Source organism: Arhodomonas sp. AD133 (genome assembly GCF_051195215.1).
Lineage (GTDB): Bacteria > Pseudomonadota > Gammaproteobacteria > Nitrococcales > Nitrococcaceae > Arhodomonas.
In genome coordinates this window covers 99,408-120,679 of the sequence record NZ_JBNAZM010000012.1, presented here as the reverse complement: position 1 = coordinate 120,679, position 21,272 = coordinate 99,408, and the positions used below count along the sequence as shown (strand labels likewise).

At 66.5% G+C, this 21,272-nt stretch carries 19 protein-coding genes; 6 read left to right on the top strand and 13 right to left on the bottom strand.

What is annotated here, in order from left to right; translation table 11 throughout:
- Positions 1–78: 78 nt before the first annotated feature.
- The 4 genes from ACPEES_RS09645 to ACPEES_RS09630 form a co-directional block, all read right to left on the bottom strand.
- Entirely contained in the window at positions 79–399 is a 321-nt protein-coding gene (locus tag ACPEES_RS09645; protein WP_435103257.1) for an HPF/RaiA family ribosome-associated protein, read from the bottom strand.
- 121 nt (positions 400–520) lie between these two features.
- A complete protein-coding gene (locus ACPEES_RS09640) occupies positions 521–1,474 on the bottom strand; it encodes a lytic polysaccharide monooxygenase (protein WP_435103256.1) in 954 nt (317 codons plus the stop codon).
- Between the two features lie 209 nt (positions 1,475–1,683).
- Positions 1,684–3,117, bottom strand: a complete 1,434-nt coding sequence (locus ACPEES_RS09635; protein ID WP_435103255.1) for an HDOD domain-containing protein — start codon at positions 3,115–3,117, stop codon at positions 1,684–1,686.
- A gap of 145 nt (positions 3,118–3,262) precedes the next feature.
- On the bottom strand, positions 3,263–4,735 hold the full coding sequence (locus ACPEES_RS09630; RefSeq protein WP_435103254.1) for an AMP nucleosidase: 1,473 nt from the start codon (positions 4,733–4,735) through the stop codon (positions 3,263–3,265).
- 206 nt (positions 4,736–4,941) lie between these two features.
- Between ACPEES_RS09630 and ACPEES_RS09625 the strand changes: the two genes are divergently transcribed.
- The 3 genes from ACPEES_RS09625 (at position 4,942) to ACPEES_RS09615 (ending at position 8,707) form a co-directional block, all read left to right on the top strand.
- On the top strand, positions 4,942–5,568 hold the full coding sequence (locus ACPEES_RS09625) for a LysE family translocator (protein WP_435103253.1): 627 nt from the start codon (positions 4,942–4,944) through the stop codon (positions 5,566–5,568).
- Between the two features lie 110 nt (positions 5,569–5,678).
- Positions 5,679–6,593, top strand: coding sequence for a chemotaxis protein (locus tag ACPEES_RS09620; protein ID WP_435103252.1), 915 nt, complete (start codon positions 5,679–5,681; stop codon positions 6,591–6,593).
- Positions 6,594–6,745: 152 nt separating this feature from the next.
- On the top strand, positions 6,746–8,707 hold the full coding sequence (locus ACPEES_RS09615; RefSeq protein WP_435103251.1) for a methyl-accepting chemotaxis protein: 1,962 nt from the start codon (positions 6,746–6,748) through the stop codon (positions 8,705–8,707).
- Between the two features lie 62 nt (positions 8,708–8,769).
- Here the strand turns inward: ACPEES_RS09615 and ACPEES_RS09610 are convergent, their stop codons facing one another.
- Entirely contained in the window at positions 8,770–10,110 is a 1,341-nt protein-coding gene (locus ACPEES_RS09610; protein WP_435103250.1) for a pyridoxal phosphate-dependent aminotransferase, read from the bottom strand.
- 92 nt (positions 10,111–10,202) lie between these two features.
- On the opposite strand from ACPEES_RS09610, the gene ACPEES_RS09605 reads away from it, so the two are divergent.
- From ACPEES_RS09605 to cydB, 3 genes are all read left to right on the top strand, one after another.
- Entirely contained in the window at positions 10,203–10,577 is a 375-nt protein-coding gene (locus tag ACPEES_RS09605) for a DUF423 domain-containing protein (protein WP_435103249.1), read from the top strand.
- 329 nt (positions 10,578–10,906) lie between these two features.
- Positions 10,907–12,319 (top strand): cytochrome ubiquinol oxidase subunit I, encoded by a 1,413-nt coding sequence (locus ACPEES_RS09600; protein WP_435103248.1) that lies wholly within the window; start codon positions 10,907–10,909, stop codon positions 12,317–12,319.
- A 3-nt stretch (positions 12,320–12,322) separates the two neighbouring features.
- Positions 12,323–13,327: a cytochrome d ubiquinol oxidase subunit II gene (cydB, locus tag ACPEES_RS09595; protein ID WP_435103247.1), complete on the top strand. Its 1,005-nt coding sequence runs from the start codon at positions 12,323–12,325 to the stop codon at positions 13,325–13,327.
- 27 nt (positions 13,328–13,354) lie between these two features.
- On the opposite strand, the gene ACPEES_RS09590 is transcribed toward cydB, so the two are convergent.
- The 8 genes from ACPEES_RS09590 to ACPEES_RS09555 all read right to left on the bottom strand — a co-directional run bounded on the left by ACPEES_RS09590 (position 13,355) and on the right by ACPEES_RS09555 (position 21,215).
- On the bottom strand, positions 13,355–14,080 hold the full coding sequence (locus ACPEES_RS09590; RefSeq protein WP_435103246.1) for a DUF502 domain-containing protein: 726 nt from the start codon (positions 14,078–14,080) through the stop codon (positions 13,355–13,357).
- A 59-nt stretch (positions 14,081–14,139) separates the two neighbouring features.
- Positions 14,140–15,411: a tRNA uracil 4-sulfurtransferase ThiI gene (thiI, locus tag ACPEES_RS09585; RefSeq protein WP_435103245.1), complete on the bottom strand. Its 1,272-nt coding sequence runs from the start codon at positions 15,409–15,411 to the stop codon at positions 14,140–14,142.
- A 260-nt stretch (positions 15,412–15,671) separates the two neighbouring features.
- A complete protein-coding gene (locus ACPEES_RS09580) occupies positions 15,672–17,087 on the bottom strand; it encodes a M20 family metallopeptidase (RefSeq protein WP_435103244.1) in 1,416 nt (471 codons plus the stop codon).
- Positions 17,088–17,578: 491 nt separating this feature from the next.
- Positions 17,579–18,151, bottom strand: coding sequence for a phosphatase domain-containing putative toxin (locus ACPEES_RS09575; protein ID WP_435103243.1), 573 nt, complete (start codon positions 18,149–18,151; stop codon positions 17,579–17,581).
- 39 nt (positions 18,152–18,190) lie between these two features.
- The gene (locus ACPEES_RS09570) at positions 18,191–19,534 is read right to left on the bottom strand and encodes an ATP-binding protein (RefSeq protein ID WP_435103242.1); all 1,344 of its coding nucleotides are present in this window, start codon (positions 19,532–19,534) and stop codon (positions 18,191–18,193) included.
- Positions 19,531–20,214, bottom strand: a complete 684-nt coding sequence (locus tag ACPEES_RS09565; RefSeq protein ID WP_435103241.1) for a response regulator transcription factor — start codon at positions 20,212–20,214, stop codon at positions 19,531–19,533. The genes ACPEES_RS09570 and ACPEES_RS09565 overlap by 4 nt, the downstream gene beginning before the upstream one ends.
- Positions 20,215–20,363: 149 nt before the next feature.
- On the bottom strand, positions 20,364–20,624 hold the full coding sequence (locus ACPEES_RS09560) for a PepSY domain-containing protein (RefSeq protein WP_435103240.1): 261 nt from the start codon (positions 20,622–20,624) through the stop codon (positions 20,364–20,366).
- 66 nt (positions 20,625–20,690) lie between these two features.
- A complete protein-coding gene (locus ACPEES_RS09555; RefSeq protein WP_435103239.1) occupies positions 20,691–21,215 on the bottom strand; it encodes a glycine zipper 2TM domain-containing protein in 525 nt (174 codons plus the stop codon).
- Positions 21,216–21,272: the final 57 nt, after the last annotated feature.

The following is a 21,272-nucleotide window of genomic DNA, read 5'->3' as shown; positions in this document are numbered from 1 at the left end:
CCCGGCTACACGGCGCGCCTCGCGCCTTGCCCCATCGGCGCACAGACCGGCTGACGCATGACAATACTTCTGAGAAGCTTAGTAAGCGTTACGCGCCTGTGCCCGGGCGATGCGGGTCTCCAGGGCTTTTTCCAGCTTCCGTGCCCCTTCATGGGTCGCCGTATAAGCGTCGATCGCTTCCGCTTCCACCACCACCGGCGACAGGCCTGCCGGGTGTGCCTCGATGGTGCAGACGGTGTCCACACCGCCTTTGCCGGCATTGGTGTCCTTGAGGTAGACCTCGACGCGCGTGACCCGTTCGCCGAAGCGTCGTTCCACCCCCGCGAGTTTGTCGCGGACGTGGCGTTCGAGCGCCGGGGATGTCTCCATGCCTTCGCCGGTGTTGAGTTCGAGCTGCATAGCACCTCCCGCTTCATCGCACGGTAGGGGAGCTGCCGTCGATCCTGCGGGAATGCAAGGGGGGGGGCGATGCTTGATCGGCGGCGGCGCCGGACGGGGGCGCCCGCCCGGCGCGACCGCGTCAGAGCTGCTTCCAGGGCCCGTCGGGATCACTGGAAGGCACTTGCCCCTGGTTCCACCAACGCGCCTCCCACTGGTTACCATCGTGTTCCACACGGTCACCGGCGGTGTAGGTGGTTTCCGTACTCCACGCGGGCAGGCCGCCGTCACCGGTGTCCAGTCGCTCCCACACGGGCGCGGTCGCGGGGTTGTCGCCCTGGGTCCACCAGCGGTTACGGTACTTCGCGCCCTCGTAGCGCACTACCTGACCGGCCTCGTCATAGACCTGGTCGGGGTTCCATGCCGGGATGTCGGTACCGCCGTCCCCGTCGCCGGGATCGCCGGTTCCGTCGCTGCTGACGAAGACGTCGCTGCAACCACCGAATATCTCGCCCGTGCCGTTATCGGTCTGCCAGATGGTGTAGATGACATGGTTGCCGGACTTCTCGGCGGGCACGGTACAGGAGAAGCGCCAGCGGCCGTCGTCGTCGAGGCTGAGCGCACTGTCGGCGACGGTGCAGAACGGCTCGGACTCGAGGGACTCCCATCCGAGGGGCTGCGTGCGATCATAGCCGTCGCGGGTGATGAACAGCGCGATGCGCTTGGTGGCGTGAACGGCCGTGGGGTAGTAGGTGAATTTGTGGGTACCGGGCGCCATGACGGTGCTCGGGAAGTCGCCCGGCATCTCGTCCAGCGGTTCGAACTTCGGGATACCCAGGCTGCATAGTTCCCCGTCGGGGATATTCTCCCGGTAGAGGTCGAAGACCCCGTCCATGCGCACGCCGTTCCAGTCGTAGATGGCCGTGCCGAGTGCCTGGCAGGAAGGCGAGCTCGGAGACTCCGGTCCGTCCTGGAAGCAGGCGTACTGGCGGCTCATGGGGGCGCTCAGGCTGCCGTGGGCGCCGGCGCTCGTACTGGCGCCGAGCAGGGTCAGGCCGAGCAGGGTGGTGATGGTTCGGGTTCTTGTTTCAAGCATGGCGATACGTCCTTGATTGCCGATGGGCGATCCGGTATCTGACTGCTTGTGGGACCTAATGGTCTTGCGCAGCCATGAAACCAATATGTGTCATTGGCGTTAAAAGGCTAGAACAAAAACCCAATTTAAGCCAATTGGCCTGATGGGGCCCAGCGATTACGTAAATTGGTTCATGGTGGGTTGCCACCGTGTGCGGTGACTCGAGGGCGCTATCGCGCCATGACGAATTCCAGCGCCAGGTTGGCCTGCTCGCAGAAGTGGCAGAAGCCGTCGAAGCTTACGTCGTCCAAGGGCGTGGCGCTGGTGCGACGGTCGGCATACAGCACCCCGATGTCCTTGCCCTGGACCACCAACGGCCCCAGGAAGAAGTCGGCACCAAGGCTGGTGCGTACCGCCTGTGTGAGCCATTTCCGGCGGTGTGCCTCGCCCAGGCGAGCGGTCCACAACGGGTGCTGGCGTGCCAGAGTATGGCGCACGATCGCGTAGTCCGGCGCATCCAGCTCGAAACCGAAGCCGCGCTGTAGCTCACCGCTGTCGCCCAGCGTGTAGCGCACGCTCAGATGCCGGCGGTCGCGGGAGAGCACCGCCACCAGCGTGCGGTCCATACCGACGCCGCGATAGATGCCTTCGAGGACCATGTCCAGCACGGACTGGAGATCCGGGTTGTCCTGGAGCAACTGAGAGAGCTCGCGGAGAATGCGCAGTTGCAGCTCCGGGCACGGCTGTGACGGGCCAGTGGAGGAGGCCGGCTGCGCCGGTGCGCACGGATCCGGGTTTGCGGGGATCAAACCGAATGCCTCGGCGGCCCGGTGTACCTCCGAACGCGTCTCGTCCAGCAACCTCGTGATGTCCTCGGGCGTTGCGCCCGTGTGGGCCGCGATCTCCCGCGTCAGGCGTTGCACGGCCGTGGAGTCCCAGCCGTGTTCGCGCACGGCGCGTTCGACGCGATGGCCGAGGTGGACAGTGCCCGCGCGGCCGGTGGGGCGGTTCGGGTTGCTGTCGAGGGTCTCCTGCACGACTTCCCCGAGCTTCCAGCGCCGCGTGAGCGAACGGGTGAGATTGTTAAGGCTGAATCCGAGGATCTCGCGCTCGATGTCGTTGCGGGGCTTGTCGCCGGCGTCGAGCGCGCTCTCCATGCGCTGTGCCTGGGTGTCGTCGGCATAGCACCAGAACGCCATGGGGCCGAGACGGTAGAGCAGTGCGGCGATGAACACTTCCTCGGGCTCCGGGTCTCCGGTGCACCGTGCGATGGCCTTGGCATACACGGCCGCGAAGACGGACTCGTGCATGAGCTCCAGCAGTTTCCGGCGGGCACCGGCTCTGAGGAAGGTCTCGATGACCGCCACCGATGTGCCGATGGTGCGCACCGTTTCGAACCCGAGGATCACGACGGCGCGGCTGATGGTGGTGATGCGCCTCGAGGCGGAGTTGTAGTACACGGTGTTCACGGCCTTGATCACGCCCGAGGTCATCGCCGCATCCCTGAGGACGATACGGGCCAGATCGGGAGCCGAAGTCGAGCGGTCGGTGGCGGCGCTGTGCAGGCGCCGCACGGTATCGCCGAGAACCGGCATGTCCTGTTCGCTGAGCTGATCCACCCAGCGTTGCAGGGATGAGTCCCCCGTTCGTGCACCCTCTGACATGCCCGGCATCTCCCCCTCTGCTGTCTCGACCCGGTCCGGGCCGTCCCCTTCCCCACGATGCTACGCGTATGGAGGGGCCGGGTGTAGACGCGCCCCGCCGGCGGCAGCGCATCGCCGGCGGAGTGTGCACCGTTGCAGGAGGCGGTCACCGAAAGGCGGGTTCGTCGAAGCTGCGCAGCTTGCGCGAATGCAGTGCGTCGATGCCGGATTCCTTGAGAATGCGGATGGTCTCGAGCCCGATGGTGAGATGTTGGTTGATGCGCGTGCGGTAGAAGGCGTTCGCCATGCTGCGCAGCTTGAGCTCGCCGTGCATCGGTTTGTCCGAGACGCACAGCAGCGTGCCATAGGGCACACGCAGCCGGAAGCCGTTCGCCGCGATGGTGGCGCTTTCCATGTCGACCGCGATGGCACGGGACTGGCTGAAGCGTTCGTAGAGCTCTTCGAAGCGGAACTCCCAGTTGCGATTGTCGGTGCTGGCGACCGTGCCCGTGCGCAGGCGGGTCTTGATCTCCGAGTCGGTCAGGCCCGTCACGCTCGCTACCGCTTCCTCGAGCGCCACCTGCACCTCGGCGAGCGGCGGCACGGGAATCCACAGCGGGAGGTCCTGATCGAGGACGTGATCCTCGCGGATGTACGCGTGAGCGAGGACATAATCGCCGAGCTGTTGCGAGCGCCGCAGCCCGCCGCAGTGACCCACCATCAGGCAGCAGTGCGGGCGCAGCACCGCCAGATGGTCGGTGACGGTCTTGGCGTTCGAGGGCCCGATGCCGATGTTGATCAACGTGACGCCGAGGCCATCGTCGCGCTTGAGGTGATACGCCGGCATGGGCGGCTGGTGGCGCGGCGGCTCGTGATCGCTGCCGGGGTGGTCGAAGCGCGGGTTCGGAGTGACTACGTCGCCGGGTTCGACGAATGCCGTGTAATCGTGGCCATTGGCGACCTGATCCTGACCGTAGGCGATGAAATCGTCCACGTAGCGCTGGTAGTTGGTGATCAGCACGAATCCCTGGAAGTGACGCGGATCGGTGCTCGTGTAGTGGTGCAGCCGTTGCAGCGCCAGGTCCACCCGCTGGGCGGGAAACAGCGACAGCGGATACGGGTGGCCCGGGGACGTGCGATAGGTGCCGTTGGCGATGGCGTCGTCGATACGTCCGAGGTTCGGCAGATGGAAGATCTGCTCCATCTCACGGACCTGTTCGCGGGTGAGATCCGCCGTGGCCTCTTCGATGACGAACGGCAGCGGGATCGGCTCGTTGCTGACACCCACGTAGACCGGCACTTGGTGATTGGCGATAAGCAGCGAGAGTTGCTCGTGGAAGTAGTCGGCGAAAATGTCCGGCCGCGTTACCGTCGTCCCGTGTACGCCGGGATTGCGCAGGGAGCCGTATGTGGGACGGGAGACGGTGACGAGGTGATCGTTGTTTACTTCGATGCCCACGTACGGGTAGCAGGCGTTCAGCCCGGGGCTCGGTTGGTGGTCGCCCGCGACGAAGCGCCGGTGGCGTTCGCGAAGATGCTGGACGGCGGTCTCGTAGAGTTCGGCGATGCGTGCGACGGCTTCGTCAGCGCTGTGGCAGGCGCGAAGGTGGCGTACGTCACCGTGTCCCGTTCCCGGCATGAAGTGGTCTCCCTGTTGGTTCCGTGTAACCATGCGTCGAGCGAGCAACGGTGGTTGCGCCGAGGCAGTCACCGATCGATCGCTTCTTAAAGAAGGTTAGTAGCTGACAAGTCGACCGAGTGCCGTGTTCCCGACTCGGCGTCCGTCCCGGCACCGGGCGGGAATGTCACCGGGGCGGTCGGCCGTTGCAGGGAGCGTGGCAGCCGATGCTGGGAACCGAGAATCTGGCCGGATTTCTTCTGGTAAGCCTTGTGCTGTGGCTGACGCCCGGCCCGGACACGATGTACATCCTCTCGCGCAGTATCACCCAGGGCTGTCGGGCCGGTTTGCTCTCCTGCCTGGGCATCGGCGCGGGGATACTGCTGCATACGGCGCTCGCGGCGGTGGGGCTTTCCGCGGTGCTGGCGGCATCCGCGTGGGCGTTCACGGCGGTGAAGGTCGCCGGCGCGGGCTATCTCGTGTACCTGGGCATTCGCTCGATCATGACTCCCGCGGGTGCCACGACGGCGCCAGGAATCTCCGCGGCGAATGGATGGCGCATCTTCCGCGAGGGTTTCGTGACCAACACGCTGAACCCGAAGATAGCGGTTTTCTTTCTCGCCTTTCTGCCGCAGTTCGTGGATGCCGAGGCAGTAGTGGGGCCGGTGCCGTTCGTTTTCCTGGGAGTGGTATTCGTTACCGGGGGAACGCTGTGGTGCGCGTTGGTCGCCGTTGCCGCGGCGCGCCTTACCGGCGTCCTGCGGGCGCGCGCGCGAGTACTGCGCTGGATGGAGCGGATCGCCGGCAGCGTGTATGTCGGGCTGGGGCTGAACCTCCTCAGAGCACGAGGCTGACCGGAGGGCGCCGCTCGTCCACGCGCCGGGGCAGGTACATCACCCTCAAGTTTCCCGCTTCCCCGCCGATGCAACGGAGAGCAGGGGGAATTCGCACAGGTAGGGTGACGGTGACCAGAAACACTACACAGACGGCGGAGACGGACCAGCGCAGTGGTGTGTTCGAGCTGCTGTGCTTTCGTGTCGGCGCGCGGCGCTACGGCATCACTGTCTTCAAGGTGGAAGGGGTGGTGCCCGCCCCACGTGGTCGCACGCTGCTGGGGGCGCCGCCGGGGATCGCCGGTATCGCGCGTATCCGTGACCGGACCGTGCCACTGGTGGATCTCGCGCCGTTGCTGCATCCCGACGCCATGCCGCAGACGTTCCAGAACGTCATTCTCACCGACTGCGAACGCCGGCTGTTGGGCTTCGGTGTCGGGGACATCGAGGGCATAGTACGCGTCGCCTGGAAAGACGTGATGAAGCCACCGGCCGGTGCCGGACGGGACTCGCAGATCATGGGGGTCGTGCGCGACGACCACGGCCTCATCCAGCTGCTCGAATTCGAGGAGATCATCGATCGGGTGGCACCGCTCGCCGCGCAGGCCCTGGACGGGCACGGCGGTGCGCCCGCGCCACCACCGGGCGCCCAGACCGTTCTCGTGGTGGACGACAGCCGGCTCGCGCGCAGCCGTATGAGCCGCACGCTCGACCAGGCCGGCTGGGATGTGCTGATTGCCGACAACGGCGAGCAGGCGCTGGAGCTGCTGGAGCGCTGCGACCGCGAAAGCCCGGAACGCCTGCAATGCCTGCAGGTGGTCGTCTCCGACGTGGAGATGCCCGGCGTCGACGGATACACGCTGTGTCAGCGTCTGCGTGCCGACTCCCGCTTCTCTCACCTGCGACTGCTGCTGCACACCTCGCTATCGGGCCAGTTCGACGAGTACAGCCTGCGCCGGGCCGGGGCGGATGACTTCCTCTCCAAGTTCGATGCGGGTGAGCTCGCCCGCCGGGTGCACCGCCTGGCGACCGAGGAGGCGGGGTAGGCCCCAGCGTCCAGGATACCCCAGATCCCCGATGACTCCCCATGCCCCGCCGGCGTGATCGCGCCGGCGGGATGCTTCGTCGCGTTGCGCACGGCCACAAGCCGGTTCGCGACGCCATTCGCTCACGACCAAACAGGTAGCGGAACCGACGGATGTCGATCTCACGAAAACTCGTTCTTGCCTTCTCCGTGACCATCGTCCTGGCCGTGGCGGCCGTGGCCAGTATCGCGATCACCGAAGCGCGCTCCAGCGCCGTCGACGCCTTCAACAGTGCCAGTCTGCGCGAGATCCGCCAGATCGATGGCGCGATGACCGGCTTTTTCGATCGCATGCGTGAGAGCGTGGCGTATCTGGCCACCGCCGAGGTTACCCGTCAGGCGGACGAGACGGTCACCCGCTATATGGACCGGGCGGACAGCCGGATGATGACGCCGCTCGAAAATGGCGCAGTCGAGGCGGACATTTTCCGCTTTCTCGGACATTTCGGGCAGAACCACGACGCGCTGACCTACGTATACACGGGCACCACTGACGGCGGCTTCGTGCAGTGGCCCAAGCGCGAGAGCCCGCCCAACTACGACCCCCGCCAGCGCCCCTGGTACCGCAAGGCCATGGCGCAGCGCGGCGAGGTCGTGCTCACCGACGCCTATCGCTTCGCCACGGAGGACATCATCGGCGTGAGCCTGGCCCGCACCGTGCCCGCGCCGGGCGGTGGGGTGGCCGGCGTGCAGGCCGTCGACGTCTCACTGGAGCAGCTCACCGACATGGCGCGGGCGATTCGGTTCGGGGAGGCCGGCTACATGCTGCTCGTGGAAGACACCGGTAAGGTGCTCGTCGACCCGAGCGAGCCGGAGCACAACTTCGAACCCCTGACCGGGCTCGGCGAGCCTGGGTACGAAAGGCTAGCCGCCGCCGAAGACGGTGCCCTGACGGTGTCGCTGGGCGGAGAGTCCTATCAGGCTAACATTTATACCTCGCAGCAGCTCGGGTGGAAGTTCATCGGCCTCATTCCCCGCGCCGAGGTCATGGCCCCGGCCAATCGCCTGAGCTGGCAGATCGCCATGATCGGGCTCGTGTCCATCGTGATTGTGATCGGTCTCGCTGTGTGGCTGTCACGGGCGCTGACCCGTCCGATTAACCGGGTGACCGAGCGCTTGCGGGACATCGCCGCCGGCGAGGGCGATCTCACACAGCGTCTGCCCGTCGAGGGCCGTGACGAAATGAGCCTGCTCGCCGAGCAGTTCAACGCGTTCGCCGAGAAAATGCGCGGCGCCATCTCTGAGGTCGACAGTACCACCCATCACCTCGCCTCGGCGGCGGAAGAGCTCAATCAGGTGGCCGGTGCCACGCGGGAGAGCGTGCGTTCCCAGAGCAGCGAGACGGACCAGATCGCCTCGGCGATCAACGAGATGACCGCCACCGTCCAGGAGATCTCGCGCAACGCCACCGAGGTGGAGCAGGCCGCTTCCGAGGCGGACGGGCGCGCCCGGGACGGGCAGAGCGTGGTCGAGGAGAACCGCGAATCCATGCGTACCCTCGCCACGGATATCGAGCGCACGAGCGACGCCGTCGCCCAGCTCGCTGAGCGCAGCAAGGAGATCGAGACCGTCCTCGACGTGATCCACGAGGTCACCGAACAGACCAACCTGCTGGCACTGAACGCGGCCATCGAAGCGGCACGCGCCGGGGAGCAGGGCCGGGGCTTCGCGGTGGTAGCCGAGGAGGTCCGCGCCCTGGCGAAACGCTCCAGCGAGTCAGCCGACCGCATCCGCACCATCATCGAAGGGTTGGTGAACGACACCCGTCAGGCTGCGGAGACCATGGATTATTCCCGCGAGCGTTCCGAGCGTAACGTCGAGCGCGCCGAAGACTCGCGCGAGTCGTTGGCCGGAATCGCCGAGGCCGTGACCCGAATACACACCCAGATCACCCAGGTCGCCACCGCCGCGGAAGAGCAGAGCCAGGTGGCCGAGGAGATCAACCGCAACGTCACCCGCATCGTCGACGCGGCGGGCCAGAGCTCAGAAGGCATGGAGCAGACCAGCCATGCCAGCGACGAGCTCGCGCGCATGGGCGAGACGTTGCGTGGGGTGGTGGGGCGGTTCAAGGTCTGACCATTTCACGTGGTTGTGCGAATCGGAAGAACGGCCGCCTTGCCACGGGCGGCCGCGTATTGCTACCCGTGACTCAGCCAGTCCGCCATGCGCTCGGCCGCGGTGACCACCCGCGGGCAGTAGGTGCGCAGGAACGCGTCGTCGACTTCCTGCTCGCCGGTCTTCAGCGCGTCCAGGGCGGTGCTTCCGTCGAAGTCCACATAGGCCAGGCGCACCGAGAGCTCTCGGGAGGGGCGGCCGAAGTTGCTGCCCGGCAGCACGGCGACGCCGGTGTCCTCCAGCAGCCGTGTGCACAGGGTGCGGCTGTCCGTCACGCCGTGGGCCTCGAGCCGTGCCCGTAGCGGCTCGAAGCTCGGGAACAGGTAGAACCCGCCCTGTGCCGGCCGGCAGTCCGCGCCGGCGGCCACCAGCGTTCGCTGGAAGAATCCGGCCAGCGCGGCGAGGATACGGCGGCTGTCGGCAAGGTAGCGGTCCAGCTCGGGACCGCCGTTGAACGCCGTTGTCGCCGCGTATTGGATAGGGGCGCTGGTGGAGGTGAAGGTCTCGCTCGCCACGGCGGCCATGCCGTCGAGGAGCCAGCGCAGATGGCTCGGAAACGCGAATGCCCCCAGTCGCCAGCCGCCGGCACCACACCACTTGGACAGGCCATTGCTGATGATGGTCCCTTCCGGATAGTACCGTGCGATGGACACGTGCTCGCCGTCGAAGCGCGTGCCGCTGTAGATCTCGTCGGATAACACCAGCACCCGGTAACGGCGGGCGACTTCGGCGATCGCCTGGAGCTGCTCCGCGGAGTAGGCGATGCCGGTAGGGTTGCCGGGGTAGTTGAGAATGAGCAGCCGCGGACGGTCGGGGTCGGCGCGGCAATGCGCTTCGAGTGCGTCCGCCGTGACGCCCATGCCCGTGGCCGGGTCCGTGGGCAGCCACCGGATCTGCCGACCGAGGATGTGAGCCTGGGGGGCGTAGGAGACCCAGCTAGGCGTCGGAATCACGAGATCGCCGTAGTAGACGAGCTGAACGATGAACATCAGCTCCTTGGTCCCCGGGCCCACGAGAATGTTGTCGGGGTCGTAATCCAGGCCTTCGGTGCGGCGAAGGTAACCGGAGATCGCCGCGCGCAGCTCGGCGAGCCCCTTCACGGCGAGGTAATCCTTCTCGGCGGCATGCTCGCGCAGGGATTCGGTGACGAAATCCGGAACGGGGAAGGGTGACTGTCCGAGCCCGAGACGGAACACGTCGCGGCCCTGGCGCTGGAGCTCGGCACACTGCTCGTTGATGGCCAGGGTGGCGGAAGGCCCCAGGCCCCGGACGTTGAGGTTGAGATGGATGTGGGGGGAGAGTCGGTCTTGCAGGGGGTCGCTGTCTTCCACGTTACGCTCCGTAAGGCGTGTGTCGGTGAGCACGAGCGCTCCGAAATGGCGCTTGGGAGCTTCATATTTTTGCGCTTTGATTGGTGTTTTGCAATTTGACAAAGCATTTTGCGGGAGGAAACACGATGGATGGTCGCGCGGCGATGGTGTTCGGGGCCCTTGCGGGTCTGGTGGGCGTGGTACTCGGGGCGTTCGGAGCGCACGCGTTGAGCGGCATGTTGTCGCCCGAGCGGCTCGAGGTGTGGGAGACGGCGGTGCGCTACCAGTTCGTGCACGCACTGGCCCTGGTGTTCATCGGCACGCTCCATCCGGCATCCGGCGGTGCATGGCTGCGCTGGTCGACGGCGAGTCTGATGGCCGGAGTGATCGTGTTCTGCGGTAGCCTCTACTTGCTCTGCCTGACCGGCGTGCCGTGGCTTGGCGCCATTACGCCGATCGGGGGCGTGCTCTGGGTCGTTGGCTGGGCGTTGCTTGCCGTCTACGCGGTGCGCCACCGCTGAGGTGTGTGTCGTCACGGGTGCGACAATTTGACACGGGGGCACATACCGGCCCGTTCTGGAGGATCAGGCCGGCAGCGCCCATTGCAACGGGCTTCACGAAAGTCTGTGCTTGGCTGATGGGGCCGGGTTGGCGATTGGTTGTGCGGTGCAGCGCTGGCGGTGGCGATACTGCTTGGATACACTGGCCGACGTCGATGAGCGGCATCCTTTGGTGCCCCGACAATCTCACGGGACCCGGGCCGTGTATTTCCTGACATCCGAACTACCCGTTCCGGCTCGTCCACCGGCAGGCCGCAGGCGCGAATACGTGCAAGGCGAGCGCCTGCCCGGTGACGAAAGGAGGTCTAGCCGTGGAGCTCGATCCGGTCCTTCTGGCGCGCATCCAGTTCGCCTTCGTGGTGTCCTTCCACATTCTCTTTCCGTCTTTCACCATCGGCCTCGCCGCGTATCTCGCCGTTCTGGAGGGGTTGTGGCTGCGTACGGGGCGTGAGGTATATCAGCGCCTGTCGCGCTTCTGGGTGAAGATCTTCGCGGTCTCGTTCGGCATGGGCGTGGTTTCGGGGATCGTGATGTCCTACCAGTTCGGGACGAACTGGAGTGAATTCTCCGCCGTTGCCGGCAACGTGATCGGTCCACTCATGGGCTACGAGGTGGTCACTGCGTTCTTCATGGAGGCCACGTTCCTCGGCATTCTGTTGTTCGGGCGCAACCGGGTACCGCCGTTCCTGTACTTCCTCGCTGCGTGTGTCGTTGCGGTGGGCACGCTGTTCTCGGCGTTCTGGATCCTGGCGGCGAACAGCTGGATGCACACGCCGGACGGCACGGTGTTGCGCGACGGCGTCTTCCGCATCGAGAGCTGGGCGCAGGCGGTGTTCAACCCGTCGTTTCCGTATCGGCTCGCGCACATGGTCACCGCCACGTTCCTGACCACTGCGTTCGTGGTCGCATCGGTGAGCGCCTGGTATCTGCGCACCGGCCGCTTTCCACGGGTCGGTCGGAAGGGGCTGTCCATGGCGATGTGGTTGATCTGCATACTCGCCCCGGCACAGATTTTCATCGGTGATCTTCACGGCCTGAACACACTGGAACACCAGCCGGTCAAAGTGGCGGCCATGGAGGGGCATTGGGAGACGCACCGCGGCGCACCGATGGTTCTCTTCGGTATCCCGGACCCGGCCAACGAGACCAACCGCTATGAGGTCGCCATCCCGAATCTCGCCAGTCTCATCCTTACCCACCAGTGGGACGGGGAGGTGAAGGGCCTGACGGCGTGGCCCGAGGACGAGCGTCCGCCGGTGGCCCCGGTGTTCTGGTCGTTCCGGGTGATGGTGGCGATCGGCGTGCTCATGCTCGCGGTCGGCGCGATCAGCCTGTGGCTGCGCTGGCGTGGCCGCCTTTACGACACGCCCTGGTTCCTGCGGCTGGTGCAGTACTGCATGCCCGTCGGCTTCGTGGCGATCCTGGCCGGCTGGTTCACCACCGAGATCGGCCGTCAGCCCTGGGTGGTGTACGGGCTGATGCGCACCGGTAACGCCGTCTCGCCGGCCATCGGCGGTGTCGAGGTGCTGGTGTCGTTGATTGCCTTCGTCGCGGCGTATGCGTTCATTTTCGGTTTCGGCATCTACTACCTGGTCAAGCTGGTGCGCAAGGGGCCCGACCCGGCACCCGGGCCGGACGTGAGCGAAGGCACGCCCATGCGGCCGCTGTCCATGCCCGTGGATACGATCGACGCGGAGGGATGACCGATGGAGATCATGCTCGTCAACGTGTGGGCCGCGGTGCTCGCGTTCGCCGTGTTCATGTACGTGCTCATGGACGGTTTCGATCTGGGGGTGGGCATTCTCTTCCCCTTCGCCGCGAACGACGGTCACCGGGATTTGATGATGAACTCCGTCGCTCCCGTGTGGGACGGCAACGAGACCTGGCTGGTGCTTGGCGGCGGCGGCCTGTTGGCAGCCTTTCCGCTGGCCTATGCGACGCTGTTGCCGGCGATGTACTTTCCGGTGCTACTGATGCTCATCGCGTTGATATTCCGGGGCGTGGCCTTCGAGTTCCGCTTCAAGGCGCACACCAGCCGCCGCCTGTGGGATGTCGCTTTCCATGGCGGTTCGGTGGCCGCGACTTTCGCCCAGGGCATCGTGCTCGGCGGCTTCATTCAGGGGTTCGAGACGCAGGACGGGCGCTTTTCCGGTGGCGCTTTCGACTGGCTGACGGCTTTCAGCGTATTCACCGGTTTCGCCCTGGTCGCGGGCTACGCGCTGCTGGGGGCCACCTGGCTGGTGATGAAAACCGAGGGGGACTTGCAGCGGTGGGCGCGCAGCCACGCGCGGCGTCTGGTGTGGCTGCTCATTGCGGCGGTGATCATCGTCAGCCTGTGGACGCCGTGGCTGGATGAGTCCATCGCGGCGCGCTGGTTCTCATGGCCGAATCTGCTGTTCTTCTCGCCGGTGCCGGTACTTACGGCACTGTGCATGTGGCAGCTCGTACGCGCGCTGGACCGTGGCGCCGAGTATCAGCCGTTCATCTACGCGCTTGTGTTGTTCTGGCTGTCGTACTCCGGCTTCATTATCAGTCTGTGGCCGCACGTCATTCCGCCGCGGGTGACTATCTACGAAGCCGCTGCGGCGCCGGAGGCGCAGCTGTTCCTGTTGATCGGGGTGGGGTTCCTGGTGCCGGCCATTCTTGCCTACACCGCGTATACGTACTGGGTGTTCCGGGGTAAGGTGAGGCCTGGCGAGGGCTATCACTGATCGGCGCGTGGCACCGCTGCGCGCCGATCAGCGGCGTCGTCGCGCGATGGTCTCCCGGTCTGCGGCCGGTGCACTGCCTTCCTCGGGCTGCAGCTCGCCAGCGCTGTGCTCGTAGTCGATCTCGTCGGGGGCAACCGTGCCCCCGGACATGACGAAGGTCATCGCCTGGTCCAGCGTCCAGTCGGTGGCGGTGAGGCGCTCCACGGGCACCAGCTCCAGATGCCCGGAGGTCGGGTTGGGGGTGGTCGGCACGTACACCGCGGCGATCCGGCGGCCGGTTTCGCGATCGGTGAGCACGCGGGTGACGAACCCCACGGTCTTCATCTGCCGGTGGGGGAACTCGATGAGCACGACGCGCTGAACCGATTCCGGTTGTTGCTGCAGGGCCGACAGCAGTGCCTTGGTGGCGCCGTAGATCTTCTGCACCAGGGGAATGCGGTTGACGAGCGCGTCGAAGGCCGCGATGATCCGCCGCCCGACCACCCGGGTCGCCGCCCAGCCGAGCACCAGCAGCCCCAAGAGTGTCAGCAGGACGGCAACGGCGGTCTCGAATGCCGGGGCCAGCATCAATTGCGCGGTATCGGGGGAGTAGGAGCGCACCACGTTGGCGAGCGTGGTCACCCAGGGGCGCCCGAACCCCGAGAGCTGCTGCACGACGAAGCGAAAGACCACCCAGGTGATCCAGATCGGGATCACCGTCAATACACCGGCGAGCAGGTAGTTTCGAAGCCGTCCGGCCTTGTGCGTTTTCATGCCTGGTCGTTCAACCTCCGCCGACGGGGCGGTCGGATCATGTGTCCTGTCCGCTCAGATTAGCCGGCTTCGCGGGTGGAGGACAGCGGTGCGTCGAGTGCCGTGAGCTCACCGGTTTCGAAGTCCAGGACGCGACCGTCGGCGAGGGTGCGCTCGATGAGCCCCTCGTAATCCGGGAACACCCGTGCTTCCAGACTTTCCAGGTGCACGTGGCGGGACTTGGTGCGCGGGTTGGTGCTCAGCAGCGCGCAGCAGTCCTTGTACGGCTCCGTGCACATCTCGAAGGTGCCGATGGCGCGGGCGCGATCGATGATCTCCTGCTTGTCGAGCCCCACCAGCGGCCGCAGGATCGGCACGTCGCTCGCCTGAGAGGCGCTGACCATGTTCTCCAGCGTTTGCGAGGCGACCTGGCCGAGGCTGTCGCCGGCGACCATGGCCCGCGCGCGCAGGATGCCGGCAACCCGTTGTCCCACGCGGGCGACGAAACGCCGGAACAGAATCATTTCGTAGCCGGTACGCTCATGGCCGATGAGGGCCATGTCGAAATGGGTGTAGGGCAGCAGCAGGAGTCGCGAGCGCAGCGTATAGCGGCTCAGGTGCCGGGCGATCCGGGCGACCAGGTTGTCGGCGGCGTCTTCGGGGCGCACGTGGCTGGCGGTCATGTGGAGGAAGTCCACCCGACAGCCGCGCTTGGCCATCATCCAGGCGGCGACGGGGGAGTCGATGCCCCCGGAGAGCAGGGAGAGAACGTGGCCGCCGGAGAATACCGGGAGACCGCCCAGGCCGCGACGGCGGTCGGCGTAGATATAGGCGCCCTCCGGGTAGATATCCACGTGGAAAGCGCGGTCGGGGCGCCGGAGATTCACGTGCTGCCAGTCGGTGCGCTCGATGATGGCCGCACCGAGGCGTCGGCCGAACTCGTCCGACTTCAACGGAAATCCCTTGTCCGCCCGATTGACGCGCACCGCGAAGCGCTCGCCCTCACGGAAGTGGGCCGCTGCTTGCTCGACCACGATGCCTTCGATGATCCCGGGGTTCGCGTCGTCGCCGCCGTCACGCAGCTCCGCGGGCGTGAGGAAGGCCACGGGGGCGTAGGAGGCGATGCCGGGAATTTCCGCGAGCGCGTCGAGTGCCCGCGAAAGCTGCCCGGCCTCCGCGTCAGTGACGTCAATGGTGATGCGGTCGCGTCCGCGGCGCACGGTCCAGCCGCCAAGGCCTTCGCGTTGCAGGCGGATCTTGATGTTACGGCGTAGCCGTCCCTCGAAGTCGCGGCGGTTGCGGCCCTTGAGCGCGACCTCGGCATAGTGGATGAGAATGCGGTTGCAGTGCATGGCAGCGTGAGTCCGAAAGCGGCGAGGCGGCGTATTGTACCGATCTTCGCATACTCTGCGAGAGGGGGTGCATCTGCTGGGTGGCCGGGGCCGTCGGGCACCGCTAGCGGCGGGTGATGGCCACCCGTAGGGCACACGGAGAGCAGCGGAATGTGCCACATGGCTGGAGCATCCGCGACCCCGGCGCATTATGCTTCACTCCATGCGCCCTACAGACGGTGCGTTGTGGTGGGGCAGGCGGGTGTCGTTGACCCCGTTGATTACTCGTTCTGCCGTGCCGCTACCCTGCCGAGCACGTCCGCCACCACACCGGTCAGGCGCTTCGCGGTGGGAATGTGCAGGAACTCGTTGGGTCCGTGGGCGTTTGAGTGCGGGCCGAGCACGCCGGTGATCAGGAACTGTGCTTCCGGGAAAGCCTCGCCGAGCATCCCCATGAACGGAATCGTTCCGCCTTCGCCCATGAACATTGCGGGACGGCCGTACCATCGTTCGGAGGCTTCGTCCACGGCGTGACCGAGCCATTCGGCCAGCGGCGGCGCGTGCCAGCCCGAGGACGCCTGGGTGGCCTCGAAACGCACACGCGCACCGTAGGGCGGATCCGTCTCCAGGGTGTCCTTGAGCGCGCCAGAGGCCGCCTCGCCGTCCACGGTGGGCGGCAGTCGCATCGACAACCGTAGCGCGGTACCCGGGCGGAGCACGTTGCCGGCCTCGGGTAACGGCGGCAGACCCCCGGCGCCCGTGACCGAAAGAGCCGGCCGCCAGGTGCGATTGAGCACGCGCTCCGTGGCGTTGGTGCCCATGGGCCCGGCGCCATCGACGAACGGGAACTTGGCGTGCACCGCCTCGCCGAGGACTTTGGCCGACTGCTCCGCCTGGTACCGCCGGATTTCGGGGACTTCCGCATGCAGTGCATCCGGGCGCACGGCGCCGGTGTCCGCGTCCTCGATGCGGTCGAGGAGGGCGCGGGCGATGCGGAAGCTCGACGGCACCACGCCGCTGGCGTCACCGGAGTGCACGCCTTCGTCGAGGATGTCCACGTGCAGGTCGCCGGCGGCGACACCCCGAAGCGACGTCGTCAGCCAGAGTTGATCGTAATTGCCGCAGCCGGAGTCCAGGCAGATCACGAGGTCCGGGGTACCCAGGCGTTCGCCGAGATGTTCGAAGTAGGGTGGCAGGTCGAAGCTGCCGCTTTCCTCGCAGGTTTCGATCAACACGACGCAGCGGGGGTGGCGCACGCCCTGGTCCTGGAGGGCGCGGATGGCGGTCAACGAGGCAAAAACCGCATAGCCATCGTCGGCGCCGCCGCGGCCGTAGAGTCGATCGTCGAGGCGCACCGGTGTCCACGGCCCCTTGTCCGCGTCCCAGCCCTGCATCTCCGGCTGCTTGTCGAGATGGCCGTAGAGCAATACCTCGCCCGGGGCAGTGCCGGCGACTTCGACGAGCAGTACCGGCGTGCGTCCGGGCAGTCGCACCACCTCGACGCTCATACCGTCGATGGGCTGTTTCCGGCACCAGCGCTCGGCCAGGTCCACGGCCTGATCGATGTGGCCGTTGTCCGCCCAGTTCTCATCGAAATGCGGCGACTTGGCCGGAATCTCGATGTAGGTGGCGAGTCGCTCGAGAATGTCGTCTTCCCATACCTGCTCGATGAGCGGCTGGGCTTTCGTCCGATCCATGGTCATAACGAATTGCAACCCTTTGGTCAGGGCCGATCAGCGGCTTCCGCGTAGTCAATGCATAGCGTCGCCGCCGGATCGGCGATAAGGCGTCGGGGGTCGATGGGCTCCTCGCAGCGCCGACGCGTTGTATTTCTCGCCACGCACGCTCGCGCCCGGCACGTGCCATCGTTTGCGCCAGCATCGCATCCATTCGGGGGAGCCGTCCGTGACGCTGTTGATCGAGCTCTAGGGTCCCGGTGGCTTCATCACGGGTCCGTGCAGTGGCCGTCAAGGCGTCGCGGCGGGCACGCAGGCGCGCGCGAACGGTATCCGGATCGAGTGGCCCTTCCTCATCCATGGTAGGAAGGATACCGAAGGCACTGGCGCCTCGATAGGCCTGCCCCGAGCGATCACGGCGCCGGATTGGGCGCTTGGCCCACGGCGCTTTCGTCGTTGGGGGGATCCAACCACCGAGCGGCACCAGCGCGGGAACATCGGTCCTGATGGATTTATTCCACCAAGTGCGCGGCCAGCGGCAGGTCCGGTTCTGCGGCCACGCACCGCAGGGCGCGCACGTAGGCAGCCTGATCGGCGCCCTGGATGGCACCGGGGCGTATTGCGTTCACGAGCGCCAGGGATTCGTCAGGCGGGACACCACGCTCGACGAGGATGCGTGCGAGGAATACCCCGCTTCGCCCGTAGCCGGCCATGCAGTGGAGTACGAGGCTGCCGCCGGCATTCAGGCAGGCGTGGGCCTCAGTACGGACCGCATCCCAGGCACGGTCGAACGCGTTCTCGTCGATGGGGGAGAGGTCGCTGACGGGGCAGTGCATCCACGCGAGACCGGCATCTTCCACCAGCGGCCCGAGGTCGCCCAGGTCCAGGAGCGCAAGCTCGTCGCTCTCGAGCAGCGTCAATACGGCTGTGGCGCCCCAATGGCGCAGTCGGGCAATATCCTGTTCGACCCCGCCGGGCTCCACGGCCATGCTGCCGAAGAGTCTCACCCGACCCGGGCAGCCGGTGACGCCGATCCGTCCGCCATTGGTCAGGCGAAGCGCATCGATACACAGGGGATTCGTCATGACCGTGCTGCCGTGGGTACTCGCGCAATTCCTCTATGTCTAAGATAGTTCACCGACCAATGGTGCGCCAGGGAGCTTGACGTGCACCCGGGTACCGCCCAACGGTGACGCGTCGATGCTGAGCGTACCGCCGGCCGCGGCCACCAGCTCGCCGACTACGGCGAGCCCTATGCCTTCGCCGGGGGTGTGTTCATCAAGGCGTACGCCACGCCTGGTCACCGCGTCACGGACCGCTGCCGGGATACCCGGGCCGTCGTCCTCGACGGTGAGCCGGAAAGTACCGGCGTCGTCGGCTTCGGTGCTGACGCGTATTTCGCTGCGGGCGTATTTCCAGGCGTTGTCGACCAGATTGCCCGCGATTTCCATGAGGTCATCCTCGGTCCCCGAATAGGCCAGAGGAACGGGACAATCGATGGTGACCGCGCGTGGCGTCTGCGTGCGCGCGTGCTCGAGCACGCGGACGAGGCGCTCGATCACCGGAGTCACGGGCGTGCGCTCGCTGGCGTGGAGGCTACCGGCACCGGTGCGGCGAACGTGGTAGTCGAGACTGCGGTCGATGCGCTCGACCTGCGCCGCTGCCACCTCGAGGTCGTCGTCCCGGCGACTGGCAAGTGCGCTTCGCAGCACCGCCAGCGGTGTCTTCAGGCTGTGGGCGAGGTTGTCCAGACCGTGGCGGTAGCGGCGGGTGCGTTCGCGTTCGCTCTCGGCGAGCGCGTTGATGTTGTCCGTGAGCAGGGCGATTTCCCGCGGGTAGTCGCTGGCCAGGGCATCGCGGCCGCCCTCGTTCATGTCCGCGACTTCACGCGCGACGCGCCTCAGGGGCGCCAATCCCCAGTGGACGGTGAGCCCGAGCCCGGCGAGCAATGCGATGGCTCCGAGCGCCAACCAGCCGAAGAGCGTGCGCCGGAAGCCGCTGGTCTGGGTGACGAAGGTCGCCGGTGACTCGGCCACGGTCACGCTGAAACGGTGCGGAGGTCCGTTGGCCGGTTCCCATAGAACCCCGTAATCCAGGCGGAATACGCTGTCCACGCGCTGGAAACGCATGGTGCCCGCGGGTACCGGACCGGGTTGCGGCAGGTCCCGGCCGAGGGTGGAGCGCGAGTGCCAGCTTACCTCGCCGTTCGCATCCAGCAGCCAGGCGTACAGGCCGGAGCCGGGACGGCTCAGCCGCGGCTCCGGGAGCGCGTTCACCAGCGTTACGCCGGCATCGCCTACGTCCACGGCGGCCAGTAGCGTGTGGACGTGGCCGAGCAGGCGTTCACGCTGCGCGGCGAGGGCGCTCTGTCGGAACGCCTGATCCAGGGCGACGCCGGTGATGATCGTGAATGCCAGGGTCACCGCTGCGGCAGTAAGCAGAAGGCGGCGGTGGAGCGAGCCGGTCACGATGTGGCGTCCGCGTCCTTCAGGCGATATCCCCGCCCGCGCAGGGTCTCGATGGGCTGCCGGGCTCCGGTGGGATCGAGCTTGCGGCGAAGCCGGCGCATGAACACCTCGATGACGTTGCTGTCACGCTGGTCGTCGTCGGCATAAAGGTGCTCCATGAGGCGCGTCTTGGAAAGCACTTCGCCCGGGTGGTGCATGAGGTAGGCGAGCAACCGGTATTCATAAGCGGTCAGGGTCACCGGTGTGCCGTCGACGCTCACCTGCTCGGTGCGCGTATCCACCCTTATGGGGCCATGTCTCAGCACCGGGTCGGCCCAGCCGCCGGCCCGGCGGAGCAGCGCGTGTAACCGGGCGATGAGCTCCTCCATGTGAAAAGGCTTGACCAGGTAGTCGTCCGCTCCGGCTTCCAGGCCGGTCACTTTGTCCTGCCAGCGTCCGCGTGCGGTGAGGATGAGTACGGGATAGCGCAGACCCGCGGCGCGCAGCGCGCGGATGATCTCCAGGCCATCGATCCCCGGCAGACCCAGGTCGACGACGGCCACGTCCACCGGATAGTCGAGGGCGATGTGACGGCCTTCGATGCCGTCGGCGGCCTGATCGACCACGAATCCGGCGGCGGCCAGTGCCTCGGCGGTATGGGCCCGAAGGGGCGCTTCGTCCTCGATGATCAGTACCCGCATTTACTAATCTTCTCAGAGGTATTGTCATGTGTCAGAGCGGTTCGGGGGCGAGGCGCGCTCGCTTGACGTGGCCTTGCCACGCCGGCGCTCACGCGTCTTGCCGACAAGCCGCGCAACGGCTCTGAGACATGGCAATACGTGTCGAAAGGTTAGTAACGCTGGCCTCCCGCGGCGATCTCGATGATCCGGACACGGCCCTCTGCGACGAGTACGCGTAATCGGTGGATCCGGGTGCCGTTGCCCGTGGTGACCGTCTCGGCACTGAGCACTTCGCCGCCGGTGCGGCGCTCGACCTGGCGTACCGCCTGATCGAGGCTCAGGTCGCCAGGGTTCTGCGCGAGCACGACATCCATGGCGGACGTCGCACCGGCGACGGCGATCAGTGTCGCGAGTGCGAGGGTACGAATCATTGGCCGCTCCACACGGGCCCGCACGGCTCGGTGTCGTCTCTTGGACGCCGCCGCCGAACGCACGGATCATTCCACCGGGGTCACCTGCAGGCGGACCCGGATGCGGTCGCCCGGGTGCCGGTCCATCTCGGTGACGTAGTGCTCGCCATGATAGCGGTAGTGAACGCGGTAGCCGATCGTACGTTCCTCGTAATGGCGGTTATGAACGGTGTCGCAGCGCCTCTCCCGACGCGTCCACTCACGCTCGCGTGGGTGGCCGCGGCCGGCGAGCTCCTGGCCGACGCCGGCACCCAGCAGTGTGCCGGCGACCGTAGCGACCTTCTTGCCGCTACCGCCGCCGACCTGGTTGCCCAGAATGCCGCCGACGATGCCGCCGACGATGAGCCCGGCAGTGTCGTTGCCACGCTGTTCCTGGCGATGTGTGACGGTTTCGTACCAGCATTCCTGCTGCGGCGTACTCACCTCCACGGTGCGGGTGAGCGGCTCTACCTGGGTGACGCGGGCGTAGTCATAGCCACCGCCGGCGATCGCCGGGGCAGCGACGCCGATGCTGAGGAGACCGGCGAGGGCGGCGTTGGTGACCTGGTTCATGGCAGTATTCCCTGTGGCATGGGCTCCTGCTAGACATTCTCGTCCGGGAGCCCTTAA